This is a genomic window from Streptomyces sp. NPDC050433, assembly GCF_044458565.1.
Classification (GTDB): domain Bacteria; phylum Actinomycetota; class Actinomycetes; order Streptomycetales; family Streptomycetaceae; genus Streptomyces.
The window spans coordinates 18,209-39,909 of record NZ_JBITIB010000038.1; the positions used below are offsets into that span (position 1 = coordinate 18,209).

Consider the following 21,701-nt stretch of genomic DNA (forward strand, 5'->3'; position numbering starts at 1 on the left):
GCGGAATTGAGTGACCGAGCCGCGGCACAACATGGTCCAGACCAATCATGTTGTCAAGACCTCTGGCGCCCTTACGACTCGACCGCCCTCCCCCCCCCACTCCCAACGCTCCTTCCGCCCGCACCGTCGACGCCGCCGTCGCCGTCGCCGTCGCCCGCGATCCCGGCTGCCGCCTCGCGCATCGCCAGTTCCAGCAACGGCGGGTCGGTGAGCGTGCCCGAGCCGTCGGGCGGGACCAGCCAGCGGACGCCGCCCCCGGTGCGGCCCGGATAAGGGACGACGATCCAGGCGCCGCTGCCCGCGCCCCGCACCCCCGTACCGATCCAGTCGGCGACGGTGCCCGGCGGCACGAAGAATCCGAGGCGCGCGTCGCCGAAACCGGCCAGGACGGGGCCCGGCCGGTCGACGAGCCGGTTCAGCACCTCAAGCGTCGGATACCCCAGCTCAGCGGGGAGGATCAGGACGTCCCAGCGCTTCCCGGCGGGAAGGAGAGCAACCCCGTGCGGGTTCCGCTCCCACTCCCGCCGGCAGGCATCGGGATCGGGCGCCACCGACGCCAGCCACTCCAGCGCGGCCCTCGCCGCCGGGTTGACCTTCGAGTCAGTCATCATGCGGCCTCCGCTCCACGTTGCTGGACGGTGCGTCCACGGAGGGAGAGGGAGGTCATGCCGCATCATTACGCGACTTCCGACCGACGGCCGGTGGCGACGTGGAGGGAAAAAGGCACCCTCCCTACGGAGGTCAGCTGTCGAAGCCCAGCCCCACCCGGTCCATGGCCCTCAGCCACAGATTCCGCCGCCCGCCCCTGACGTCCGCGCGGGCCAGCGACCACTTGGTGAGCCCGATACCGGCCCAGGCGGCCGGCTCCGGCGGGAACGGCACGGGCTTCGTCCTGACCATCCGCAGCTCCGTACGCCCCGTACGCTCCCCGGCGAGCAGATCGAGCATCACGTCGGCGCCGAAGCGGGTCGCGCCCACGCCGAGGCCGGTGTACCCGGCGGCGTACGCGACCCGCCCGCCGTGCGCCGTACCGAAGAAGGCGGAGAACCGCGAGCAGGTGTCGATGGCACCGCCCCACGCGTGGCTGAACCGCAGGCCCTCCAACTGAGGGAAGCACCGGAAGAAGTGCGAGGCGAGCTTGAGATACGTCTCGGGGCGGTGGTCCAGGGCGGCGTCGAGGCGCCCTCCGTACGGATAGATCGCGTCGTAGCCGCCCCACAGGACGCGGTTGTCCGCGGTGATCCGGAAGTAGTGGAACCGGTTGGCGCCGTCGCTGAGCCCCTGCCGCTTCTTCCAGCCGATCGCGCCGAGTTGGTCCTCCGTAAGAGGCTCGGTCGTCAGGGCGTAGTCGTAGACGGGCACCGTGTACGGCCGCACACGCCGCACCAGCGACGGGAAGACGTTCGTGCCGAGCGCGACGTGGCGGGCCAGGACTCGCCCGTACGGCGTGCGGACGGCCATGCCGGACCCGGAGCGGACGAGTTCGAGACCGGGCGTGTTCTCGTAGATCCGTACGCCGAGGTCGAGACAGGCCCGCTTCAGCCCCCACGCCAGCCTGGCCGGGTTCAGCATGGCGACGCCGCGCCGGTCCCAGAGGCCGCCCAGGAACGTCGGTGAGTCGACCTCCGCGCGGACCGCCTCGCCGTCCAGGAGTTCCAGACCGCCGAAGCCGGCCGCGGTCACCTCGCCGTACAACTGGCGAAGGTCGTCGAGCTGGTGCGGCTCGGTGGCCACGGTGATGTCACCGGTGCGCTCGAAGTCGCAGTCGATGGCGTAGCGCTCGACGGCCGACTCGATGCCGTCGAGATTGCCCTCACCGAGGTCCTCAAGTGCCCGCAGCTCACCGGGCCAGCGGCTGAGACCGTTGGCGAGGCCGTGAGTGAGGGAGGCGGAGCAGAAGCCGCCGTTACGGCCGGAGGCGGCCCAGCCGACCTCGCGGCCCTCGACCAGGACGACATCGCGGCGCGGGTCGCGCTCCTTGGCGAGGAGCGCGGTCCACAGGCCGCTGTAGCCGCCGCCGACGACGAGCAGGTCGCAGCGTTCGTCGCCCGCGAGGGCGGGCACGGCGCCCGGCTTGCCGGGGTCGTCGAGCCAGTAGGCGACGGGCTGCGCGTCGGCGAGTGAGGCGGCTGCTGTGCGCATGGCTCCAGGGGCCATGTCTTCCAACTCCTTCAGGTTCCGCTCAGGGTGTTGCGGCCTTCTTGCGCCGGCTGCTGACCAGCTGGCCGCCGATCACCATCAGTACCGCGATGGCGAACATCGCCGTCCCGATGACGTTGATCTGCACCGGTGTGCCGCGCTGCGCCGATCCCCAGACGAACATGGGGAAGGTGACGGACGAGCCGGCGTTGAAGTTGGTGATGATGAAGTCGTCGAACGAGAGGGCGAAGGCGAGCAGCGCGCCCGCCGCGATCCCCGGTGCGGCGATCGGCAGGGTGACCCGTACGAAAGTCTGCACCGGCCCCGCGTACAGATCGCGCGCCGCCTCCTCCAGCTTCGGATCCATGGACATGACCCGCGCCTTGACGGCCGTCACGACGAAGCTGAGGCAGAACATGATGTGCGCGATGAGGACGGTCCAGAAGCCCAACTCCGCCCCCATGTTCAGGAATAGAGTCAGCAGCGAGGCGGCCATCACGACTTCGGGCATCGCCATCGGCAGGAAGATCAGCGAGTTGATCGCGCCGCGCGCCCGGAAGCGGTAGCGGACCAGGGCGAAGGCGATCATGGTGCCGAGGACGGTCGCCCCGACCGTCGCCCAGACGGCGATCTGGAACGAGAGCGTCAGCGACCCGCAGAGGTCCGCGACGCCGCACGGGTCCTTCCATGCATCGAGCGAGAACGTCTGCCAGGCGTAGTTGAAGCGCCCCTTCGGCTTGTTGAAGGAGAACACCATCACCACGAGGTTAGGCACGATCATGTACGCGAGCGTGAGCAGCCCCGCGACGACGACCACATTGCGTCGGATCCAGCGCATCAGACCAGGTCCTCCGTCCCTGAACGGCGGATGTAGACGGTGACCACGACCAGAACGACCGCCATGAGGATGAACGAGAGCGCCGCCGCCGTCGGATAGTCGAGCACGCGCAGGAACTGGCTCTGGATCACGCTGCCGACCATCTTGGTGTCGGTGGAGCCCAGCAATTCCGCGTTGACGTAGTCACCGCTCGCCGGGATGAAGGTCAGCAGCGTGCCGGAGACGATGCCCGGCATGGACAGCGGGACGGTGACCTTGCGGAAGGTCGTCGCCGGCTTCGCGTAGAGGTCCCCGGCCGCCTCGTGCAGCCGGCCGTCGATGCGCTCCAGCGAGGTGTAGAGCGGCAGGATCATGAACGGCAGGAAGTTGTACGTGAGGCCGCAGACGACGGCCATGGGCGTGGCCAGGACGCGGTCGTCGGCCGTCCAGCCGAGCCAGCTGGTCACGTCCAGCACCCGAAGGGCGTCCAACACCCCGACCACGGTGCCGTCGTCCGCGAGGATCGTCTTCCAGGCCAGCGTACGGATCAGGAAGCTCGTGAAGAACGGGGCGATGACCAGCACCAGCAGGAGGTTGCGCCAGCGGCCGGCCTTGAAGGCGATGAGGTACGCCAGCGGGTAGCCGAGCAGCAGACACAGGACGGTGGCGGTGCCCGCGTACAGCAGCGAGCGCACGAACTGCGGGTAGTACTCCTGGAGCGCGTCCCAGTAGGTCTGGAAGTGCCAGGTGACCTTGAAGCCCTCCTCCAGCGAGCCCGTCTGTACAGAGGTCGACGCCTGGTAGACCATCGGCAGCGCGAAGAACACGACGAGCCACAGAATGCCGGGCAGCAGCAGCCAGTAAGGGACGAGGCGTTTACGGTGCGGAACCTTGCGTACTGCCGCTTCGGTGACCGGTGGTGTGGGTGGCGCCGGAGGTGCTTCCGTGGCGGTCACGCCCCCTCCTCGTCCACCGTCTTGACTCCCGCGTCGATGTCCTGGGCGGCGTCGAGTCCGAAGGTGTGCGCGGGGTTCCAGTGCAGGACCACCCCGGCCCCGGGAACGAGCCGGCCGTCGCGCTCGATGTTCTGCGCGTACACCTCCAACTCCCCACATACGGGGCTGTCGATGACGTACTGCGTCGAGACGCCGATGAAGCTGGAGTCGACGATGCGCCCCGTGATCCGGTTACGGCCCGCGGGGACGGAACCCTCGTCGTCCGCGTGCGCCAGGGAGATCTTCTCGGGGCGTACGCCGACGAGCAGCCGGCCGCCGTTCGAGACCTGCGTCGTACAGCGGTCGGCGGGCAGCCTCAGCTTCACGCCCGCCGACATCACCACCACCTCGTCGCCCGTCTTCTCCGCGACATCGGCCTCGATGAGGTTGGAGGTGCCGAGGAAGTTGGCCACAAAGGTCGTCTGAGGATTCTCGTACAGCTCCGCCGGCGCGCCCAACTGCTCGACCCTCCCCGCGTTCATCACGGCGACCGCGTCGGCCATCGTCATGGCCTCCTCCTGGTCGTGCGTGACATGGACGAAGGTGATGCCGACCTCCGTCTGGATGCGCTTGAGCTCCAGCTGCATCTGGCGGCGCAACTTGAGGTCGAGTGCGCCGAGGGGCTCGTCGAGCAGCAGCACCTTCGGATGGTTGATGAGCGCGCGGGCCACGGCGACGCGCTGCTGCTGGCCGCCGGAGAGCTGGTGCGGCTTGCGCTTCGCGAAGTCGCCGAGCTGGACGAGGTCGAGCATCTCGCCGACCTGCTTCTTCACCGACTTGATGCCGCGACGGCGCAGGCCGAAGGCGACGTTCTCGTAGATGTCGAGGTGCGGGAAGAGCGCGTAACTCTGAAAGACGGTGTTGACGGGGCGCTTGTGCGGCGGCAGTCCCGTGACGTCCTTGGCACCGAGGAAGACCGACCCGGTCGTGGGGTCCTCCAGGCCGGCGATCATCCGCAGCGTGGTGGTCTTGCCGCAGCCCGAGGCGCCGAGGAGCGCGAAGAAGGAGCCCTCGGGGACGGTGAGGTCGAGGGGTTTGACGGCGTGGAAGGAGCCGTACGACTTGCTTATCCCGGTGAGGCGGACGTCGTCGCCGCCCCGGTCGGTGGATGCGGTGTCAGTCATGAGTAACGATCCCGGGGGCTTGGGAGGGGAGTGACGGGGCGGAGGGGGCCTGTGGACGGGCTCAATGGGACACGGCTAGGCCTAGGCACCGATGAGCTTGGCGAACTTCTCCTCGTACGCCGTCTCCTCCTTGCCGCTCAGCGAGCGGAAGGCATGGGACTTCGAGGCCATCGCCGCGTCCGGGAGGATCAGCGGGTTGGACGCCATCGATTTATCGATCTTCGCGAGTTCCGAGCGGACGCCTTCGACGGGGCAGACGTAGTTGATGTACGCCGCGAGCTGCGCGGCGATCGGAAGCTCGTAGTAGTGGTCGATGAGCTTCTCGGCGTTGGTCTTGTGCCGTGCCTTCGCCGGGACCAGCAGATTGTCGCTGGAGATCATGTAGCCGGCATCCGGGATGGCGAACTGGACGTCCGGGTTGTCGGCCTGGAGCTGCACGATGTCACCGGCCCACGCGATGCACGCCGCGATGTCGCCCTTGCTGAGGTCCGCCGTGTAGTCGTTGCCGGTGAAGCGGCGGATCTGCTTCTTGTCGACGGCCTTCTGGATACGGGCGACGGCACCGTCGAAGTCGTCGTCCGAGAACGACGCCGGGTCCTTGCCCATGTCGAGCAGGGTCAGCCCGATGGAGTCGCGCATCTCGGAGAGGAACGACACCCGCCCCTTGAGGTCCGGATCGTCCAGCAGCTGCGAGACCGACTCGATCTTCCGGCCCCCCGTCGCCTTCGTGTTGTAGGCGATGACGGAGGGGATCCCGGTCCACGGATACGTGTAGGCGCGCCCCGGATCCCAGTCCGGCGAACGGAACTGCTGGGACAGATTCGCGAACGCGTGGGGCAAGTTGGCTGGATCGAGCTTCTGCGCCCAGCCGAGCCGGATGATGCGGGCGGCGAGCCAGTCGGTGACGCAGATGAGGTCGCGCCCTGTGTCCTGGCCCGCCGCGAGCTGCGGCTGGATCTTGCCGAAGAACTCGACATTGTCGTTGATGTCCGCCGTGTACTTCACCTGGATCCCGGTGCGCCTCGTGAACGCCTCCAGGGTGGGATAGCTCTTCTCGTCCTCGCTGACATCCATGTACTCGGTCCAGTTGGAGAAGACGACGCGCTTCTCCTTCGCCGAGTGGTCGGTGGACGCGGGGCCCCCGCTCTCCCCCTTCGCGGGCGGAATCCCGCAGGCGCCGAGGCCTGCCACGCCTCCGATCGTGAGCGCCCCCGCGCCGGTGGCACGCAGCAGCGAACGGCGGCTGAGCGCGCCCCGTCCGTTGCGGAGGCTGCGACGCGTCGCGGCTATCTGGGCCGCGGAGAGACGGTCGGGCTCGTACTGCTCCATGGGCGGTGCCCTTTCGGGAGAGGAGAGGGGTGAGGCGAGTTAGTGACGGTCCCCGAAAATCGTGCGGTGCCAGTCCTTCCTGGCGACCGCGGTGTTGTCGTACATCACATGCTTGACCTGTGTGTACTCCTCGAACGAGTACGCCGACATGTCTTTTCCGTAACCACTGGCCTTGTAGCCGCCGTGCGGCATCTCGCTGATGATCGGGATGTGGTCGTTCACCCACACACAACCGGCCTTGATCTCGCGAGTGGCGCGCCCCGTGCGGTACACGTCGCGGCTCCAGACGGACGCGGCGAGGCCGTACGGGGTGTCGTTGGCGAGGCGGATGCCCTCGTCATCGGAGTCGAAGGGGAGCACCACCAGGACGGGGCCGAAGATCTCCGACTGGACGATCTCGCTGTCCTGGGCGGCGTCCACGACGAGCGTGGGGCGGTAGTACGCGCCGTCGGCGAGCCCGGCACCGTCCGGCGCGGTGCCGCCGGTGACGACGCGGGCGTATCCACGGGCCCGGTCGACGATGCCGGCGACTCGGTCGCGGTGGGCGTGCGAGATCAGCGGCCCCATGTCGGTCGACGGGGCGAACGGGTCGCCGAGGCGCACCGTCTCCATCAGAGCCGCGACGGCGCTCACGAAGGCGTCGTAGAGCGGACGTTGGACGTAGGCGCGGGTGGCGGCTGTACAGTCCTGCCCCGTGTTGATGAGTGCGCCCGCGACGGCGCCCTGGACGGCGGCTTCGAGGTCCGCGTCGTCGAAGACCAGGAACGGGGCCTTGCCGCCGAGTTCCAGATGCAGCCGCTTGACGGTGGACGTGGCGATCTCGGCGACGCGCTTGCCGACGGCGGTGGAGCCGGTGAAAGAGGTCATGACGACGTCGGGGTGGCCTACAAGGTGTTCGCCGGCTTCCACACCCGCCCCGTTGACGATGTTGATCACCCCGTCGGGGATGCCCGCCTCCTGTGCCGCCTGAGCGAACATCAGCGAGGTGAACGGCGTCAGCTCGGACGGCTTCAGCACGATCGTGTTGCCCGCGGCGACCGCCGGGAGGATCTTCCAGGCGGCCATCTGGAGCGGATAGTTCCAGGGGGCGATCGAGCCGACGACGCCGATCGGTTCGCGGCGTACGTAGGAGGTGTGGTCGCCGCTGTACTCGCCCGCCGACGCGCCCTCCAAATGACGAGCGGCGCCGGCGAAGAAGGCGGCGTTGTCAACGGTCCCCGGAACGTCGAACTCCGTGGACAGCTTGATCGGCTTTCCGCACTGAAGCGACTCGGCCTCGGCGAATTCCGTGGCCCGTTCGGCGAGTACGGCGGCGAAACGGTGCAGCGCGTCCGAGCGCTCCCCCGGCGTGGCGCCCGCCCAGCCCGGATACGCCGCGAGCGCGGCGGCCACGGCGGCGTCGACATCGTCCGCTCCCGCCAGTTCGTACGTGAGCAGTTCCTCGCCCGTCGCCGGGTCGACCACGGTGTGCGTACGGCCCGAGGTGCCGGGACGCAGCCGACCGTCGATGAACTGCGCACCGTCCGCGAAGCGGTCCCGCGCGGGGAAGCGGTTGCCCATGGCGCCCTCCGTGTTTCCGGCTGTCGCCGCGGTTGACCCGAAGCCGTCATTGTTCTTCTGAGTTGTTCTGGCTTGAATTGAGTGCCGATACTGACAGAGCAGTGGGCGTCCAACAAGTGATTCCGTTGTTGCCTTTTGGTTACGCGACGGAATCGGTTGACCATGTGTCGCTCTTACCCCTTGATCGGCTTACGGACTGTCAGTGGTCGCTGGCAGACTCACTTGGCATGGGGATGATCACGGTTGCCGAGCTGATCGACCGTACGGGGCGCGGTGCGAAGCTCAAGTATCTGTACTTCTGGGGGCACACCCCGCGGCGGGACGGCGTAGTCGGAGCAAGCTGCCTCAGCCAGTGGTGGCAGTCACCGTTCACCGTCGACGGGGTCGAATACGCGACGGCGGAGCACTGGATGATGGCCGCCAAAGCCCGCCTTTTCCACGACGCGGAGGCCGAGCGGTCGGCTCTGACCGCGTCAGGTCCGGCGCTGGCCAAGAAGGCCGGGCGGCTGGTGCGAGGATTCGACGAGACCGTATGGGAGCGCGAGCGGTCCGGCATCGTCGTGGAGGGCAGCGTCCACAAGTTCCGGCAGGACGACCGGCTGCGCGACTATCTTCTGGGAACCGGTGACCGGGTGCTCGTCGAGGCGAGCCCGACGGACCGGATATGGGGCATCGGGCTGGCGGCGGACGACGAACGGGCGCAGGATCCTGCGCACTGGCGAGGGCTGAATCTGCTCGGATTCGCTCTCATGGAAGCGCGTGAACGGCTCCGCGCGGAGGCGGCGAGCGCCTGACACCACGCCCGTCCGCCGACCAGGCGGGCTGCCGGGCGGGCCTTCGGCGGGATCAGTGGCGGGTGTCCACGAGGAGCATGGCGGAGTAGTCGTCGGTGCCGCTGTCGTAGTCACTGTTGTCGTTGTTGATCGCGTCGGTGATGCCCCAGACGATCAGACCGATGACGACCGCCCCGATGACAATCCCGATGGTGCCCATGATGATCCCTGAGAGGGCCTGACCGCTGTTGGTGGCCTCACCCCGTTCGGCGCGCTTCCTACCGACGACGCCGAAGATCACGGCGAGGATGCCGAGGACGATGCCGACGACGCCGTACAGGCAGAACAGACAGATGGAGAGAATGCCGAGCGTCATCGCGGCGACGCCCATGCCGTTCGCCGGAGCGGGCTGCCAGCCGCCCTGGCCGTATCCCGGATAGCCCGGATACCCCTGGTAGCCGGGATACGACGCGCCGGGGTACGCGGAGCCGGCGGGCGTGCCCGGATAGCCGTACGGACCGGAAGTCGTGGGGGCCGGTCCTCCGGGGGCTATCGGCGGCGGCGGTACGGCTCCGGAGGCCGGCCCGGCACCGTAGGGGGAACCGCCCGACCCCGGCTCCACACCGGGCATCGAGGTGACGGTCGGCAGGTTGTGAACGTGCCCGACCGGCGGCTGGTCCTGGACCGGCGGCGCCTGCGCCGGCTTGTCCAACGGCACCGCGCGCTCCGGCGGCGCCCAGGGATCGTTCGGCTCGTGGGCGCCCGGCGGCTGAGCGCTGCTGTCTGACATGGTCCTCCCCCATCGTGATTCCGTCATGCTAAGGCCTCTGCCGGGCGCTCCCTCCGCCCCGCCTACGATGATCCCTGTCCGGTAAAGCCCGGGGCAGGGGGACGTCCTGCCCGGCGGACGGCGACACCCATTCCGCCGCCGCTCAGCAAGCGGAGGACCCGATGACCGACCTTCACCCCTTCATCGCAGGGCTGCCCAAGGCGGAGCTGCATGTCCATCACGTCGGCTCGGCGTCGCCCCGTATCGTGTCCGAACTGGCGGCCAGGCACCCGGGCTCCAAGGTGCCGACCGACCCCGAAGCGCTGGCCGACTACTTCACCTTCACCGATTTCGCGCACTTCATCGACGTCTACCTGTCCGTCGTGGATCTGCTGTGCACCCCGGAGGACATCCGGCTGCTGACGTTCGAGATCGCCCGCGACATGGCCCGGCAGAACATCCGCTACGCCGAGTTGACGGTCACCCCCTTCAGCTCGACCCGACGGGGCATCCCCGAAGTGGCCTTCATGGAGGCCATAGAGGACGCCCGCAAGTCGGCCGAGGCCGAGTTCGGCGTCGTACTGCGGTGGTGCTTCGACATTCCGGGCGAGGCCGGTCCGGAGGCCGCGGACGAGACGCTGCGGCTGGCGGTCGACCTCCGCCCCGAGGGTCTGGTGTCCTTCGGTCTCGGGGGCCCCGAGATCGGCGTGCCGCGGCCTCGGTTCAAGCCCCACTTCGACCGGGCGATCGCCGAAGGGCTGCACTCCGTGCCGCACGCGGGTGAGACGACGGGGCCCGGCACGGTGTGGGACGCGCTGAAGGACCTGAGCGCCGAACGGATCGGTCACGGCATCAGCTCCGCCCAGGACGCGGAGTTGATGGCGTACCTCGCCGAACATCGCATCCCGCTGGAGGTCTGCCCCACCTCCAACATCGCCACGCGGGCCGTCACCGACATGGAGTTGCACCCGATCAGGACGCTCGTGTCCGCGGGCGTGCTCGTGACGGTCAACAGCGACGACCCGCCCATGTTCGGAACAGACCTCAACAACGAGTACGGGGTCGCGGCACGGCTGCTGGAGTTGGACGAGCAGGGGGTGGCCGGGCTGGCTAAGGGCGCCGTCGAGGCGTCGTTCCTCGACCGGGCGGGCAAGGACCGGCTGAACGCCGAGATCGACACGTACACGGCCCAGTGGCTCGCCAAGTGACAGCCGCAGAGGGCGCCGTCGGCGACGCTTCGCTGCGCGCCGTCGTGGCCGTGGGGCACCGAGGCGATCCGTACCGCGTGCGTGAGAACACCCTCCCCTCGGTGCGCTCCGCCTTGGAACGGGGCGCCGACGCCGTGGAGATCGACGTACGCGTCACGCGGGACGGGGTGCCGGTGCTGCTGCATGACGCCTCGCTGAAGCGGCTCTGGGGACATGACCGGCCGGTAGCGGACGTCAGCCACGAAGAGCTGAGCGCCTTGACACGGGGCGGCGTGCCGACGCTCCGGGAGCTGCTCCTGGCGCCGGGGCCGGTGGCAGACGCGCGCCTCATGATCGACCTGCCGGGCGCCACCCCCGAGTCGGTGCGCACGATCCTCGGGGCGGTGCGCGAGTGCGGCGCCGCGGAGCGCGTGTACTACTGCGCGGGCGCCGACGCGATGCTCGCCGTACGCGCCGCCGATCCGGGCGCCGAAATCGCCATGACGTGGCAGTCGTTGGCGCCGCCGCGCCCCGCGTTGCTCGAAGCGGTACGGCCCCGCTGGCTCAACTACCGCTTCGGCCTGGTGAGTCGGGAGCTGACGGAGCGGGTCCACCGTGACGGCCTGCTGGTCTCCGCCTGGACGGCCGATACGGGACGGAGCATGCGACGCCTGGTCGGAGCGGGCGTCGACTCAATCACCACCAACCGCGTCGACACACTCGCGAAACTGCTCCGCGCCGGCCGACCGGGCAGCGCAGACGCGTAGGGCGTCAGGCGCAGGGAAGGCAGAGCGGAGCAGTGGCGGGGCGGGCCTCCGGCGATCCAATGGGCCGCAGGCCGCTCGCCCCAACCGCCGAGAACTGGGCCGGAGTTCAGCGGCCACGGCGACGCTGAGCGCGACGGCGTGAGAGACAGCGGTAGGGCCCGCTGCCCCGGCAGGTCCCATCGCGACGTCGCATACCCGCAGGGCTTCAGCACCCCGGCCCCGTACGGTGCCCCGCGTCGGCGGCGGAACCGACGAACATGGCCATCACCCCCAGGGCCACGGCGAACGCACCCAGCTCGACGGCAGCCCTTGCACCCCACGGGGGCTGCCGGTCGCCGCAACGCGTATCACCGTCACGTCTCCGCCGCCTCGGACGCGCATCACGACAAACGGGGCGGGGCGCGGACACACTACGTGTCCGCGCCCCGCCCAAAGTGAAGCAACTCAGGCAACGTAAGTGGCCAGTTGGCGAGTTGACGACCGATTGCGGTCGATCGCGACGCGGCGGCGACCACGCGTCGATCAGATGACGACCCGCCGCCGATCACGCCCGCCCATCACCGCCACCCGCGACGCCGCGGCGCGTACCTCACGCGTCGAGCGACGTCATCACGTGCTTGATCCGCGTGTAGTCGTCGAAGCCGTACGCCGACAGGTCCTTGCCGTAGCCCGACTTCTTGAAGCCGCCGTGCGGCATCTCGGCCACCAGCGGGATGTGCGTGTTGATCCACACGCAGCCGAAGTCCAGGTTCCGGGACATGCGCATCGCACGCCCGTGGTCCTTCGTCCACACCGAGGAGGCGAGGGCGAACTCGACCCCGTTCGCGTACGACAGCGCCTGCGCCTCGTCCGTGAACGACTGGACCGTGATGACGGGCCCGAACACCTCGTTCTGGATGATCTCGTCGTCCTGCTTGAGGCCCGAGACGACGGTCGGCGCGTAGAAGTACCCCTTGTCGCCGACCCGGTGACCGCCCGCCTCGACCTTCGCATGGGCCGGCAGCCGCTCGATGAAGCCCGAGACGTGCTTCAGCTGGTTGGCGTTGTTCAGCGGCCCGTACAGCACGTCCTCGTCGTCCGGACCCCCCGTCCTGGTCTCGGCTGCGGCCTTGGCCAGCGCGGTCACGAACTCGTCGTGGATCGACTCGTGCACCAGGACGCGGCACGCCGCCGTACAGTCCTGCCCGGCGTTGAAGAAGCCGGCCACCGAGATGTCCTCGACGGCCTTGGCGATCGCCTCGCTGTCGAGGTCGTCGAAGACCACGACGGGCGCCTTGCCCCCCAGCTCCAGATGCACGCGCTTGACGTCCCTGGAGGCGGACTCGGCGACCTGCATCCCGGCCCGTACGGAGCCGGTGATCGAGACCATCGCCGGAGTCGCGTGCTCGACCATGGTGCGCCCGCTGTCGCGGTCGCCGCAGATCACGTTGAAGACACCCTTGGGCGCGATCGCGCCGATGATCTCCGCCATCAGCAGCGTTGAAGCGGGAGTGGTGTCCGACGGCTTCAGTACGACGGTGTTGCCCGCCGCGAGCGCCGGGGCGAACTTCCACACGGCCATCATCATCGGGTAGTTCCACGGCGCGACCTGCGCGCAGACGCCCACCGGCTCACGCCGCACGATCGAGGTGAAACCGTCCATGTACTCGCCCGCCGAGCGGCCTTCGAGCATCCGCGCCGCACCCGCGAAGAACCGGATCTGGTCCACCATCGGCGGGATTTCTTCGGTGCGGGTGAGTTCAAGCGGCTTGCCGGTGTTCTCCGACTCGGCGGCGATCAGGTCCTCGGCGCGCTCCTCGAACGCGTCCGCGATCTTGAGCATCACCTTCTGGCGCTCGGCCGGAGTGGTGTCGCGCCAGGCCGGGAACGCCGCGGCTGCCGCCTCCATGGCGGCGTCGACGTCGGCCTGGCCGGAAAGCGGGGACGTGGCGTAGGCCTCGCCCGTGGCCGGGTTGACCACCTCGATGGTCCGCCCGTCGGCGGCGTCCCGGAACTCCCCGTTGATGTAGTTACGCAGACGGCGCAGCTCGGTGGTCACTGCCACCCCTCCTTACAGAAGTCATGCCGGATGTGTCCGATGGGTGAGACACCCACCTTAAGCGCTCCTCCGACGCTTTCGACAGACCTACCCCCTCCCAACTTCGGATTCAGTCATATTCCAACCCTCTCGCAACGAATTTCATCGCTTCGGGGTTGCAAGACAGACGAGTCGCGGTGCACAGTGAACGGGTGGCCAGTCGTAGCGCAGACTCCAGGAACGGGCACGGAAACGGATCGTCGCCGACGATCGACGCCGTGTCCCTCGCGATCATCGAACAGCTTCAGGAGGACGGCCGACGGCCGTACGCCGCGATCGGCAAGGCCGTGGGCCTCTCCGAGGCGGCCGTACGCCAGCGCGTCCAGAAGCTGCTCGACCAGGGGGTCATGCAGATCGTGGCCGTGACCGACCCGCTGACTGTCGGTTTCCGGCGCCAGGCGATGGTCGGCATCAACGTCGAGGGCGACCTCGACTCCGTGGCCGACGCGCTGACGGACATGGCCGAGTGCGAGTACGTGGTGGTGACCGCGGGCTCCTTCGACCTGATGGTGGAGATCGTCTGCGAGGACGACGACCACCTGCTGGACGTCATCAACAGACGGATCCGCGCGCTCCCCGGCGTGCGCTCCACCGAGAGCTTCGTCTACCTCAAGTTGAAGAAGCAGACCTACATGTGGGGAACCCGATAGCCGTGAGCAAGGACCTCTCCAAAACCGCTTACGACCACCTGTGGATGCATTTCACCCGCATGTCGTCGTACGAGAACGCACCCGTGCCCACCATCGTGCGTGGTGAGGGCACCCACATCTACGACGACCAGGGCAAGCGTTACCTGGACGGCCTCTCCGGCCTGTTCGTGGTCAACGCGGGCCACGGCCGCCACGAGTTGGCCGAGACCGCCTACAAGCAGGCTCAGGAACTCGCCTTCTTCCCCGTGTGGTCCTACGCCCACCCGAAGGCGGTCGAGCTGGCGGAGCGGCTGGCCAACTACGCGCCCGGGGACCTCAACAAGGTCTTCTTCACCACCGGCGGCGGCGAGGCGGTAGAGACCGCCTGGAAGCTCGCCAAGCAGTACTTCAAGCTGACGGGCAAGCCCACCAAGTACAAGGTCATCTCGCGCGCCGTCGCCTATCACGGCACGCCGCAGGGGGCGCTGTCCATCACCGGACTGCCCGCTCTCAAGGCCCCGTTCGAGCCGCTGGTGCCCGGCGCGCACAAGGTGGCGAACACCAACATCTACCGCGCCCCGCTCCACGGCGACGACCCGCAGGCCTTCGGCCGCTGGGCCGCCGACCAGATCGAGCAACAGATCCTCTTCGAGGGCCCGGACACGGTCGCCGCGGTCTTCCTGGAGCCGGTGCAGAACGCGGGCGGCTGTTTCCCGCCCCCGCCCGGCTACTTCCAGCGGGTCCGCGAGATCTGCGACCAGTACGACGTTCTGCTCGTCTCGGACGAGGTCATCTGCGCCTTCGGCCGGCTCGGCACGATGTTCGCCTGCGACAAGTTCGGCTACGTGCCGGACATGATCACCTGCGCCAAGGGCATGACGTCGGGCTACTCCCCGATCGGCGCCTGCATCGTCTCCGACCGTCTCGCCGAGCCCTTCTACGAAGGTAACAACACCTTCCTGCACGGCTACACCTTCGGCGGCCACCCCGTCTCGGCCGCCGTCGGCCTCGCCAACCTCGACATCTTCGAGCGCGAGGGCCTCAACCAGCATGTGCTGGACAACGAGGACGCCTTCTTCTCAACGCTGCGCAAGCTCCACGACCTGCCGATAGTCGGCGACGTACGGGGCAACGGCTTCTTCTACGGCATCGAACTGGTCAAGGACAAGGCCACCAAGGAGTCGTTCACGGACGAGGAGACGGAGCGCGTCCTGTACGGCTTCCTCTCCAAGGCTCTGTACGACAACGGGCTGTACTGCCGCGCCGACGACCGCGGTGACCCGGTCGTGCAGCTGGCACCACCGCTGATCTCCGAACAGTCGACGTTCGACGAGATCGAGCAGATCCTGCGCACCGTCCTGACCGAGGCTTGGACAAAGCTCTGATCACTGCGGCGTACGAGGTTACGGGGCGGCGAACGGCACGTACGGGGCGACGTACACCGCCCCGTGGCCCCGCCGTGTAGCCCCCGCCCCGCGCCACCATCCGCGTCACGGCCCGGGTGCCCCCGTTCGAGTGCAAAGGGGCGCATCCGGGCCGCGTGCTGTCCGCACACCTCGTTATCGATCTCTACGGTGCATTGACCGATCGGCTTCGCCTCTGTTCCCCCGGACGGGGCGGGGTACGTCAGCTCTGAACCGAGCCCGATCCGAACCGAGGTGTACGTCATGGTTGCCCCGCCGGACAACGACGTGCTGTGGGCGCGTTCCCTGCACCACTCGCACAACGGCTCGCCCGCGCTCAGTGGCGTCTCCCTCGGTGTGCGCGAAGGCGAGATCGTCGCCATCAGCGGCGCGCGCGGCAGCGGCAAGACGACCCTGCTGCGTTGCCTCTCGGGCCAGCTCGTCCCGGAGGAGGGCGAAGTCTGGTTCAACAGCACCGCCGTCCACACAATGCCGCCGATGCTCCGTGATCGGCTCCGGCGCGACCGTTTCGGCTGGATCGACTCCGATCCGGTCCTGGTCCCGGAGCTCAACGCATGGGAGAACGCCGCCCTGCCGCTGCTGCTGCGCGGCTCCTCACGCCGTGCGGCGAAAGCCGCGGCCGTGGAATGGCTGGAACGCCTCGATGTCGGCATGTGCGCCCGCAGGCGTCCGCACGCCCTGCTGCAGTCGCAGCGCCAGCGCGTCGCCGTCGCCCGCGCCCTGGTCAGCACGCCCGCCGTACTCTTCGCCGACGAACCGACGGCGCCGCTGTACGCCGCCGAACGCGCACAGGTCCTGCGCACGTTGACGACCGCGGCACGCTCGCACCGCATCACCGTCGTACTCGCCACCCTTGACGAGGAGGTCTCGACCCTCGCCGACCGCACCGTTGTACTGGTCGACGGCCGCCGTGTGGGCGCCCTCAGGCCGGCCGAGGCGGAAGGCCAGGCAGCGTGCTCGCTCTCCGTCTAGCCCGCGGCAGCCACCCCCTCGTCCTGCTGCGCAGACTGCTCGTCGCCGCGGCGTCGGGGGGCGTCGGCTTTCTCCTGCTGTGCACGCTCGGCTGGGCCATGAACCACCCTGACGGATCGCTGCTGCGCCTGCTGTGGTGCGTGCTCCCGCTCGCCGCGACGGTGCAGTTCGCCGTCGCCGTGGCGCGTACGGATCCGAGCACACGGCCGCGCCCGGGTCTCTCGGCGGTGGGCCTCGGCAGGGGGCGGCTGACCGCCCTGGCCGCCACGTCGACCGCCCTGTCCTGCACGCTCGGCAGCGTGGTGGCGCTGTTGTTCTTCCTTCATCTGCGCGGTGACCTCACGGGGCTGCCCTTCGACGGAGCCGCGCAGGATCTCCTCGGCGCCGGACAGCCCCTGCCGCTGGCCGCCGCGCTCACCCTGCTCGCCGTCGTACCACTCCTCGCCACCGTGGCCACCGGCCTCGCCCTGCGTCCGCGCAGGACGGGGCCCGTCGACTCCAGCGATCCGGAGGCGCCCGCGACGCCCAAGCCCGCCCCGTCGGGGCTGCCTTGGGGCGTGGCGCTCACCGCGGCCGGGCTCGCTGTCGAGACCTACGCGAGCCGGGGCGGCTCGGGGGCACCGCTGCCGCTGCCGGGACGTTTCGAGGGCAGCCCGGCCGGTGTCCTGGCCGGCTGGTCGCTGACCGCGCTCGGTCTGGCCCTGGCGGGCCCCGGCATCGCGCACCTCTGCGGCCGACTCCTCCAGATGCTGCGCCCGGGCGCGACCCGGCTGCTCGCGGGGCGCGTCCTCATGGAGGAGGCGGTACGGATCGGCCGCCCGCTGGGCGTGGTCTGCGCCGTCGTCTCCGGCGGATTCGCCGCCGCGGCGTTGTACGGCCCCGGCGACCCGCGTCCTTTCGGGCCGCTCACCGGCCTCGGCGCCACGCTCATCGTGGGCTGCACCGTCGCGACGCTGCTGACGGCGGCCCTGGAGGCCAAGCACGCCCGCACCGACACGACGGCGGCGTTGGTACGCGTCGGCGCGCCAGTAGGGCTTCTGCGTACCGCGGCGGCGCTGCGGGCGGGTGCGCTGCTGGCCGTGTTCGGAACGCTGACGTGGTTGATCGCCGCGCTGGCCGCCGTACCGCTCACCGGCTGAGCCGGTTCGCCCGCCGGGACTCCAACTCCCCACCCGTAGGCGGGGCCTATCGTGTCCGCATGGCGTACGACGAAGGACACGACGGACATGAAGCACGACAGCCGACGGCGCAGGGCCCGCAGGGGCCTTGGGACCACCGGGCGGACGGCCTGGACCGCGAGATCGAAACCCTCGACGAGTTCGACCAGGTGATCCTGGGCGGGACGCTCAGCGGCTTCCGCATCCAGTCGGTCGATCTGACGGACCGTACGCTCGCTCTGCTGTCCACCGACACCTCCGAAACCGTCTTCCTCGGCTGCCCGATGGCACCGGACGCCGCGGCGAAGATACGGGCGGACGGGGCGCTGGTCTTCCCTCCCGTCCCGCATCTCCCCTTCGACCCGTACCGAGGCCTGCTCTACTCGCCCGAGCAACTGTTCGCGGGGCTGGACGAGGGCGGGTACGAGGCGACGCCGGACGCGCTCGCGTACGAGTGGTTCCAGCGGACCAAGGCCGACGGCGACATACTCGCGTCGATGCTGCGGGCGGTCCACGACGACGCGATCTCGGACGCGCTGGACGAACTCCTCGTCGGCGCACGCGTCGTCGGCGTGATGGGCGGCCACGCCATGGCACGGGGCACCGACGCGTACGCGGGCGCGGCGCGTCTGGGCCGCGATCTGGCCCGTACGGGGCTGACGGTCGCGACCGGTGGCGGCCCCGGCGCCATGGAAGCCGCCAACCTCGGTGCGTACGCCGCACCGCATCCCGACGAGATGCTGGACGAGGCGCTCGAAATCCTCGGCAAGACCCCGTCGTTCAGTCCCTCGATCTCGGACTGGGCGCGTGCCGCCTTCGAGGTACGGGGCCGCTGGCCCGGGGGTGATGGCTCCGTGGGTATACCCACCTGGTTCTACGGCCACGAACCGCCGAACCCCTTCGCCGGCCACATCGCGAAATACTTCGCCAACGCGACCCGCGAGGACGGCCTGCTCGCCCGCTGCAACGCCGGCGTCATCTTCCTGCCCGGCGCCGCTGGCACCGTCCAGGAAGTCTTCGACAACGCGACGCCGAATTACTACGAGTCGCGCGGTGAACCGACGCCCATGGTCCTCGTCGACCGCGCGCACTGGACCGAGCGGTTGCCTGCCTGGCCGCTGCTCACGTCGCTGGCGCGGGAGCGCTCGATGGAATCCCGCATCGCGCTTGTCGACTCGGTGACCGAGGCTCCCGAGGCTCTGGCCCGGCTCTCGGCCTGACCGACCGCGCGCACCGACCGGATGGCGGCTCGTCAGTCCGTCCGTGTCGTCAGTCCGCCCCGTTGTCGCCCGTTGAAGCCGTGCGCTCCTCGGTGTCCGCCGAGGGCGGCTCTCGGTCGTCCAGGACCACCACGTCCTCGGCCGCGAAGGAGACTCCGACCGTCGCTCCCTCGTCGGGCACGTCGCGAAGACCGCACTCCGCCTCCACCTCCGGCCCATCCACGGGGCGGAGCACGACGGCGACGTGGCTGCCGCGGAAGGTGCGCGCCCCGACGGTGCAGCGCAGTCCGTCCTCGGGTTCGCCGAGTCGTACTCCGGCGGGACGTACCAGCAGCGTGCCCGGACCCTGAGGCGAGCCGGCGGGCACCGGGATCTTGCCCCAGGGCGTATCGGCGGCGTCGCCGTGCACCGTGGCAGGCACGACGTTGTCGAAGCCGAGGAAGCGCGCCACGAACGCGGAGGCGGGCCGCTGCCAGACGTCCATCGGGGTGCCGGTCTGGGCGACGTGCCCGTCGCGCATCACCACGACCCGGTTCGCAAGGGCGAAGGCCTCGCCCTGATCGTGCGTGACGGCGAGCACCGTCGTTCCCAACTGCTCGAACACGCCGCGCAGTTCCACGACCAGCCGCTCGCGCAGGCCTCGGTCGAGCTGGCCGAGCGGTTCGTCGAGCATCAGCAGGCGGGGCCGGGGAGCGAGCGCCCGTGCCAGTGCCACACGCTGCTGCTCGCCGCCGGACAGTGTGGCGACGGCGCGGCGCTGGGCGCCAGGCAGGCCGACGAGGTCGAGCAACTCGGCGACACGTCGCCGCTGTTCACCGCGCGACTCACCGCGCATGCGCGGTCCGAAGGCGACGTTGCCGCCGACGTCACGCTGCGGAAAGAGCTGGTGATCCTGGAACATCAGTCCCACACCGCGCCGGTGCACCGGCACCCCCGCCTGGTCGGTGCCCTCCAGCAACACCCGTCCGGCATCCGGCGGCTGAAGACCGGCGACGACGCGCAGCAAGGTGGACTTGCCACTGCCGCTCGGCCCCAGGACGCAGACGATCTCGTGCGCGGCGATCTCCAGATCCACCGCGTCGAGCGCCGTACGCCGCCCGAACCGTACGGTCACGTCCTCAAGAGTGAGCAGGGCCATCAGAACTCTCCGGAACGATCGGTACGGATACGTTCGAGCACCAGCAGAGCTACGGCGCACACCACCATCAGCACCGTGCTCAGCGCCATCGCCTGCCCGTAGTTGAGGTCGCCGGGCCGCCCCAGCAGCCGCGCGACGGCGACCGGCAGTGTCGGCCGGTCCGGTCGGGCGATGAAGACCGTGGCACCGAATTCGCCGAGCGAGACGGCGAAGGCGAATCCGGCGGCCACCAGCACCGCTCGCCGCACCATCGGCAGATCCACCTCTCGCCACGCGCGAAGCGGAGACGCCCCGAGAACGGCGGCGGCCTCACGCAGCCGCCCGTCCACGGCACGCAGCACAGGCAGGATGGTCCGTACGACGAACGGCACCCCGACCAATGCCTGGGCAAGCGGCACCAGGATCCACGACGCCCGCAGGTCAAGCGGCGGCTTGTCCAGCGTGATCAGGAAACCGAAGCCGACGGTCACCGCGGAGACGCCCAGAGGCAGCATCAGCAGCGCGTCGAAGCCCCGTACGAGGCGCCCCGCCCGCCGGGTGAGCGCGGCAGCGGCCAGCCCGCCGACGACCAGGGCGATGACCGTGGCCATCAGGGCGTAGCGCAGGGAGTTCCAGACCGCTTCCAACGGCGGTACGAGGAACGTGCCGCCGCTCGCCTCCACCGAACGGAGCGCCCGGTAGTAGTCGAAGCCGTAGCCGCCGGGGCCGTCGAGCGACCGCTCGATGAGCACGCCGAGGGGCAGCAGGAGCAGGAGGAGGACGGTGCCGAGCACACCTGCGAGCAGCACCCACTGGCCGGCTCCGCGCGGCCTGCGCACCGTCTGTGCGGGGTCGACCAGCTTCAGAGCGGTCTCCCGCCTCCGTACGGTCCAGGCGTGGAGCGCCAGGACCGCGCCGACGGCGGCGAACTGCACCATGGTCAGAACGGCGGCGGTGGGCAGATCGAGCAGTTGCGCGGTCTGCCGGTAGATCTCCACTTCCAGGGTGGCGTAGGCAGGACCGCCGAGGATCTGGACGATGCCGAAGGAGGTGAACGTGAACAGGAAGACCATCAGCGCCGCGGCGGCGACGGCGGGGCCGAGCGCGGGCAACGTGACGCGCCACCACGCCGCGAACCGCCCGGCGCCGAGCACCCGTGCGGCCTCCTCCTGACGTGGGTCGAGCTGCGCCCAGAGGCCGCCCACGGTGCGGACGACCACCGCGTAGTTGAAGAAGACATGCGCGAGGAGGATCGCCCATACCGTCGTGTCCGCCCGCACGCCCCACAGTTCGTCGAGCAACCCGCCGCGCCCCAACAGCGCGAGGAACGCCGTGCCGACGACGACGGTCGGCAGAACGAACGGCACGGTCACGACGGCGCGCAGGAGCTGTTTGCCGGGGAACTCGAAGCGTGCGAAGACATAGGCACCGGGGAGCGCGATCAGCAGGGTGAGCGCGGTGGAGACCGCGGCCTGCCACGTCGTGAACCAGAGCACCTGCCCGATGTCGGGCCGGCTCAGCACGTCGCCGAACCTGCCCCAGTGCCACGCACCGTCAGCCGTCAGCCCGCGGCCGACGATCGCGGCGACGGGGTAGGCGAAGAAGACCGCGAAGAACGCGACGGGCACGGCCATGAGGCAGATTC

Annotated in this window: 19 protein-coding genes; 8 read left to right on the plus strand and 11 right to left on the minus strand. The window is 69.5% G+C overall.

Annotated features, from left to right (window positions below; genetic code table 11):
- Nucleotides 1–71 precede the first annotated feature (71 nt).
- The 7 genes from ACIBLA_RS33205 to ACIBLA_RS33235 all read right to left on the minus strand — a co-directional run bounded on the left by ACIBLA_RS33205 (nucleotide 72) and on the right by ACIBLA_RS33235 (nucleotide 7,964).
- A complete protein-coding gene (locus ACIBLA_RS33205) occupies nucleotides 72–611 on the minus strand; it encodes a hypothetical protein (protein ID WP_399200784.1) in 540 nt (179 codons plus the stop codon).
- 130 nt (nucleotides 612–741) lie between these two features.
- The gene (locus ACIBLA_RS33210; protein WP_399200785.1) at nucleotides 742–2,157 is read right to left on the minus strand and encodes an NAD(P)/FAD-dependent oxidoreductase; all 1,416 of its coding nucleotides are present in this window, start codon (nucleotides 2,155–2,157) and stop codon (nucleotides 742–744) included.
- 25 nt (nucleotides 2,158–2,182) lie between these two features.
- A complete protein-coding gene (locus ACIBLA_RS33215) occupies nucleotides 2,183–2,977 on the minus strand; it encodes an ABC transporter permease (protein ID WP_363246344.1) in 795 nt (264 codons plus the stop codon).
- Nucleotides 2,977–3,912: an ABC transporter permease gene (locus ACIBLA_RS33220; RefSeq protein ID WP_399200786.1), complete on the minus strand. Its 936-nt coding sequence runs from the start codon at nucleotides 3,910–3,912 to the stop codon at nucleotides 2,977–2,979. The genes ACIBLA_RS33215 and ACIBLA_RS33220 overlap by 1 nt, the downstream gene beginning before the upstream one ends.
- The gene (locus ACIBLA_RS33225; RefSeq protein WP_399200787.1) at nucleotides 3,909–5,075 is read right to left on the minus strand and encodes an ABC transporter ATP-binding protein; all 1,167 of its coding nucleotides are present in this window, start codon (nucleotides 5,073–5,075) and stop codon (nucleotides 3,909–3,911) included. Before ACIBLA_RS33225 ends, ACIBLA_RS33220 begins: the two co-directional genes overlap by 4 nt.
- Nucleotides 5,076–5,156: 81 nt before the next feature.
- Complete coding sequence (locus ACIBLA_RS33230) at nucleotides 5,157–6,404, minus strand: spermidine/putrescine ABC transporter substrate-binding protein (RefSeq protein WP_363246341.1); 1,248 nt, start codon at nucleotides 6,402–6,404, stop codon at nucleotides 5,157–5,159.
- Nucleotides 6,405–6,443: 39 nt separating this feature from the next.
- A complete protein-coding gene (locus ACIBLA_RS33235) occupies nucleotides 6,444–7,964 on the minus strand; it encodes a gamma-aminobutyraldehyde dehydrogenase (RefSeq protein WP_363246339.1) in 1,521 nt (506 codons plus the stop codon).
- A gap of 233 nt (nucleotides 7,965–8,197) precedes the next feature.
- Here ACIBLA_RS33235 and ACIBLA_RS33240 point away from each other — a divergent pair, with 233 nt between their 5' ends.
- Nucleotides 8,198–8,758, plus strand: a complete 561-nt coding sequence (locus ACIBLA_RS33240) for an NADAR family protein (RefSeq protein WP_399200803.1) — start codon at nucleotides 8,198–8,200, stop codon at nucleotides 8,756–8,758.
- A 52-nt stretch (nucleotides 8,759–8,810) separates the two neighbouring features.
- On the opposite strand, the gene ACIBLA_RS33245 is transcribed toward ACIBLA_RS33240, so the two are convergent.
- Nucleotides 8,811–9,527 carry a DUF4190 domain-containing protein gene (locus ACIBLA_RS33245; protein WP_363246338.1) on the minus strand — a complete coding sequence of 239 codons (717 nt, stop codon included), beginning with the start codon at nucleotides 9,525–9,527 and terminating at the stop codon, nucleotides 8,811–8,813.
- 161 nt (nucleotides 9,528–9,688) lie between these two features.
- Between ACIBLA_RS33245 and ACIBLA_RS33250 the strand changes: the two genes are divergently transcribed.
- Both ACIBLA_RS33250 and ACIBLA_RS33255 read left to right on the plus strand, forming a co-directional pair.
- Nucleotides 9,689–10,714 (plus strand): adenosine deaminase, encoded by a 1,026-nt coding sequence (locus ACIBLA_RS33250; protein WP_363246337.1) that lies wholly within the window; start codon nucleotides 9,689–9,691, stop codon nucleotides 10,712–10,714.
- On the plus strand, nucleotides 10,711–11,460 hold the full coding sequence (locus tag ACIBLA_RS33255) for a glycerophosphodiester phosphodiesterase (RefSeq protein WP_399200788.1): 750 nt from the start codon (nucleotides 10,711–10,713) through the stop codon (nucleotides 11,458–11,460). The genes ACIBLA_RS33250 and ACIBLA_RS33255 overlap by 4 nt, the downstream gene beginning before the upstream one ends.
- Nucleotides 11,461–12,049: 589 nt before the next feature.
- Here ACIBLA_RS33255 and ACIBLA_RS33260 read toward each other — a convergent pair.
- Nucleotides 12,050–13,498: a gamma-aminobutyraldehyde dehydrogenase gene (locus tag ACIBLA_RS33260; RefSeq protein WP_363242563.1), complete on the minus strand. Its 1,449-nt coding sequence runs from the start codon at nucleotides 13,496–13,498 to the stop codon at nucleotides 12,050–12,052.
- A gap of 176 nt (nucleotides 13,499–13,674) precedes the next feature.
- Between ACIBLA_RS33260 and ACIBLA_RS33265 the strand changes: the two genes are divergently transcribed.
- The 5 genes from ACIBLA_RS33265 to ACIBLA_RS33285 all read left to right on the plus strand — a co-directional run bounded on the left by ACIBLA_RS33265 (nucleotide 13,675) and on the right by ACIBLA_RS33285 (nucleotide 18,939).
- Nucleotides 13,675–14,187 carry an Lrp/AsnC family transcriptional regulator gene (locus ACIBLA_RS33265; RefSeq protein WP_399200789.1) on the plus strand — a complete coding sequence of 171 codons (513 nt, stop codon included), beginning with the start codon at nucleotides 13,675–13,677 and terminating at the stop codon, nucleotides 14,185–14,187.
- Nucleotides 14,172–15,551: an aspartate aminotransferase family protein gene (locus ACIBLA_RS33270; protein ID WP_363242458.1), complete on the plus strand. Its 1,380-nt coding sequence runs from the start codon at nucleotides 14,172–14,174 to the stop codon at nucleotides 15,549–15,551. The genes ACIBLA_RS33265 and ACIBLA_RS33270 overlap by 16 nt, the downstream gene beginning before the upstream one ends.
- 282 nt (nucleotides 15,552–15,833) lie before the next feature.
- Entirely contained in the window at nucleotides 15,834–16,562 is a 729-nt protein-coding gene (locus tag ACIBLA_RS33275) for an ATP-binding cassette domain-containing protein (RefSeq protein ID WP_363242459.1), read from the plus strand.
- Nucleotides 16,544–17,701 carry a hypothetical protein gene (locus ACIBLA_RS33280; RefSeq protein ID WP_363242460.1) on the plus strand — a complete coding sequence of 386 codons (1,158 nt, stop codon included), beginning with the start codon at nucleotides 16,544–16,546 and terminating at the stop codon, nucleotides 17,699–17,701. The genes ACIBLA_RS33275 and ACIBLA_RS33280 overlap by 19 nt, the downstream gene beginning before the upstream one ends.
- A gap of 59 nt (nucleotides 17,702–17,760) precedes the next feature.
- On the plus strand, nucleotides 17,761–18,939 hold the full coding sequence (locus ACIBLA_RS33285; RefSeq protein WP_363242461.1) for a Rossmann fold nucleotide-binding protein: 1,179 nt from the start codon (nucleotides 17,761–17,763) through the stop codon (nucleotides 18,937–18,939).
- A gap of 49 nt (nucleotides 18,940–18,988) precedes the next feature.
- On the opposite strand, the gene ACIBLA_RS33290 is transcribed toward ACIBLA_RS33285, so the two are convergent.
- Together ACIBLA_RS33290 and ACIBLA_RS33295 are read right to left on the minus strand one after the other, a co-directional pair.
- The gene (locus tag ACIBLA_RS33290) at nucleotides 18,989–20,077 is read right to left on the minus strand and encodes an ABC transporter ATP-binding protein (protein WP_363242462.1); all 1,089 of its coding nucleotides are present in this window, start codon (nucleotides 20,075–20,077) and stop codon (nucleotides 18,989–18,991) included.
- On the minus strand, nucleotides 20,077–21,690 hold the full coding sequence (locus ACIBLA_RS33295; protein WP_399200791.1) for an ABC transporter permease: 1,614 nt from the start codon (nucleotides 21,688–21,690) through the stop codon (nucleotides 20,077–20,079). Before ACIBLA_RS33295 ends, ACIBLA_RS33290 begins: the two co-directional genes overlap by 1 nt.
- Nucleotides 21,691–21,701 lie beyond the last annotated feature (11 nt).

What these genes read in the sequence shown, in the direction of transcription:
- ACIBLA_RS33215 (WP_363246344.1), bottom strand. Translation starts at nt 2,977, where the DNA reads ATGCGCTGGATCCGACGCAATGTGGTCGTCGTCGCGGGGCTGCTCACG.
- ACIBLA_RS33240 (WP_399200803.1), top strand. Translation starts at nt 8,198, where the DNA reads ATGATCACGGTTGCCGAGCTGATCGACCGTACGGGGCGCGGTGCGAAG.
- ACIBLA_RS33290 (WP_363242462.1), bottom strand. Translation starts at nt 20,077, where the DNA reads ATGGCCCTGCTCACTCTTGAGGACGTGACCGTACGGTTCGGGCGGCGT.
- ACIBLA_RS33275 (WP_363242459.1), top strand. Translation starts at nt 15,834, where the DNA reads ATGGTTGCCCCGCCGGACAACGACGTGCTGTGGGCGCGTTCCCTGCAC.
- ACIBLA_RS33285 (WP_363242461.1), top strand. Translation starts at nt 17,761, where the DNA reads ATGGCGTACGACGAAGGACACGACGGACATGAAGCACGACAGCCGACG.
- ACIBLA_RS33235 (WP_363246339.1), bottom strand. Translation starts at nt 7,964, where the DNA reads ATGGGCAACCGCTTCCCCGCGCGGGACCGCTTCGCGGACGGTGCGCAG.
- ACIBLA_RS33295 (WP_399200791.1), bottom strand. Translation starts at nt 21,690, where the DNA reads ATGGCCGTGCCCGTCGCGTTCTTCGCGGTCTTCTTCGCCTACCCCGTC.
- ACIBLA_RS33230 (WP_363246341.1), bottom strand. Translation starts at nt 6,404, where the DNA reads ATGGAGCAGTACGAGCCCGACCGTCTCTCCGCGGCCCAGATAGCCGCG.
- ACIBLA_RS33245 (WP_363246338.1), bottom strand. Translation starts at nt 9,527, where the DNA reads ATGTCAGACAGCAGCGCTCAGCCGCCGGGCGCCCACGAGCCGAACGAT.
- ACIBLA_RS33250 (WP_363246337.1), top strand. Translation starts at nt 9,689, where the DNA reads ATGACCGACCTTCACCCCTTCATCGCAGGGCTGCCCAAGGCGGAGCTG.
- ACIBLA_RS33210 (WP_399200785.1), bottom strand. Translation starts at nt 2,157, where the DNA reads ATGGCCCCTGGAGCCATGCGCACAGCAGCCGCCTCACTCGCCGACGCG.
- ACIBLA_RS33205 (WP_399200784.1), bottom strand. Translation starts at nt 611, where the DNA reads ATGATGACTGACTCGAAGGTCAACCCGGCGGCGAGGGCCGCGCTGGAG.
- ACIBLA_RS33225 (WP_399200787.1), bottom strand. Translation starts at nt 5,075, where the DNA reads ATGACTGACACCGCATCCACCGACCGGGGCGGCGACGACGTCCGCCTC.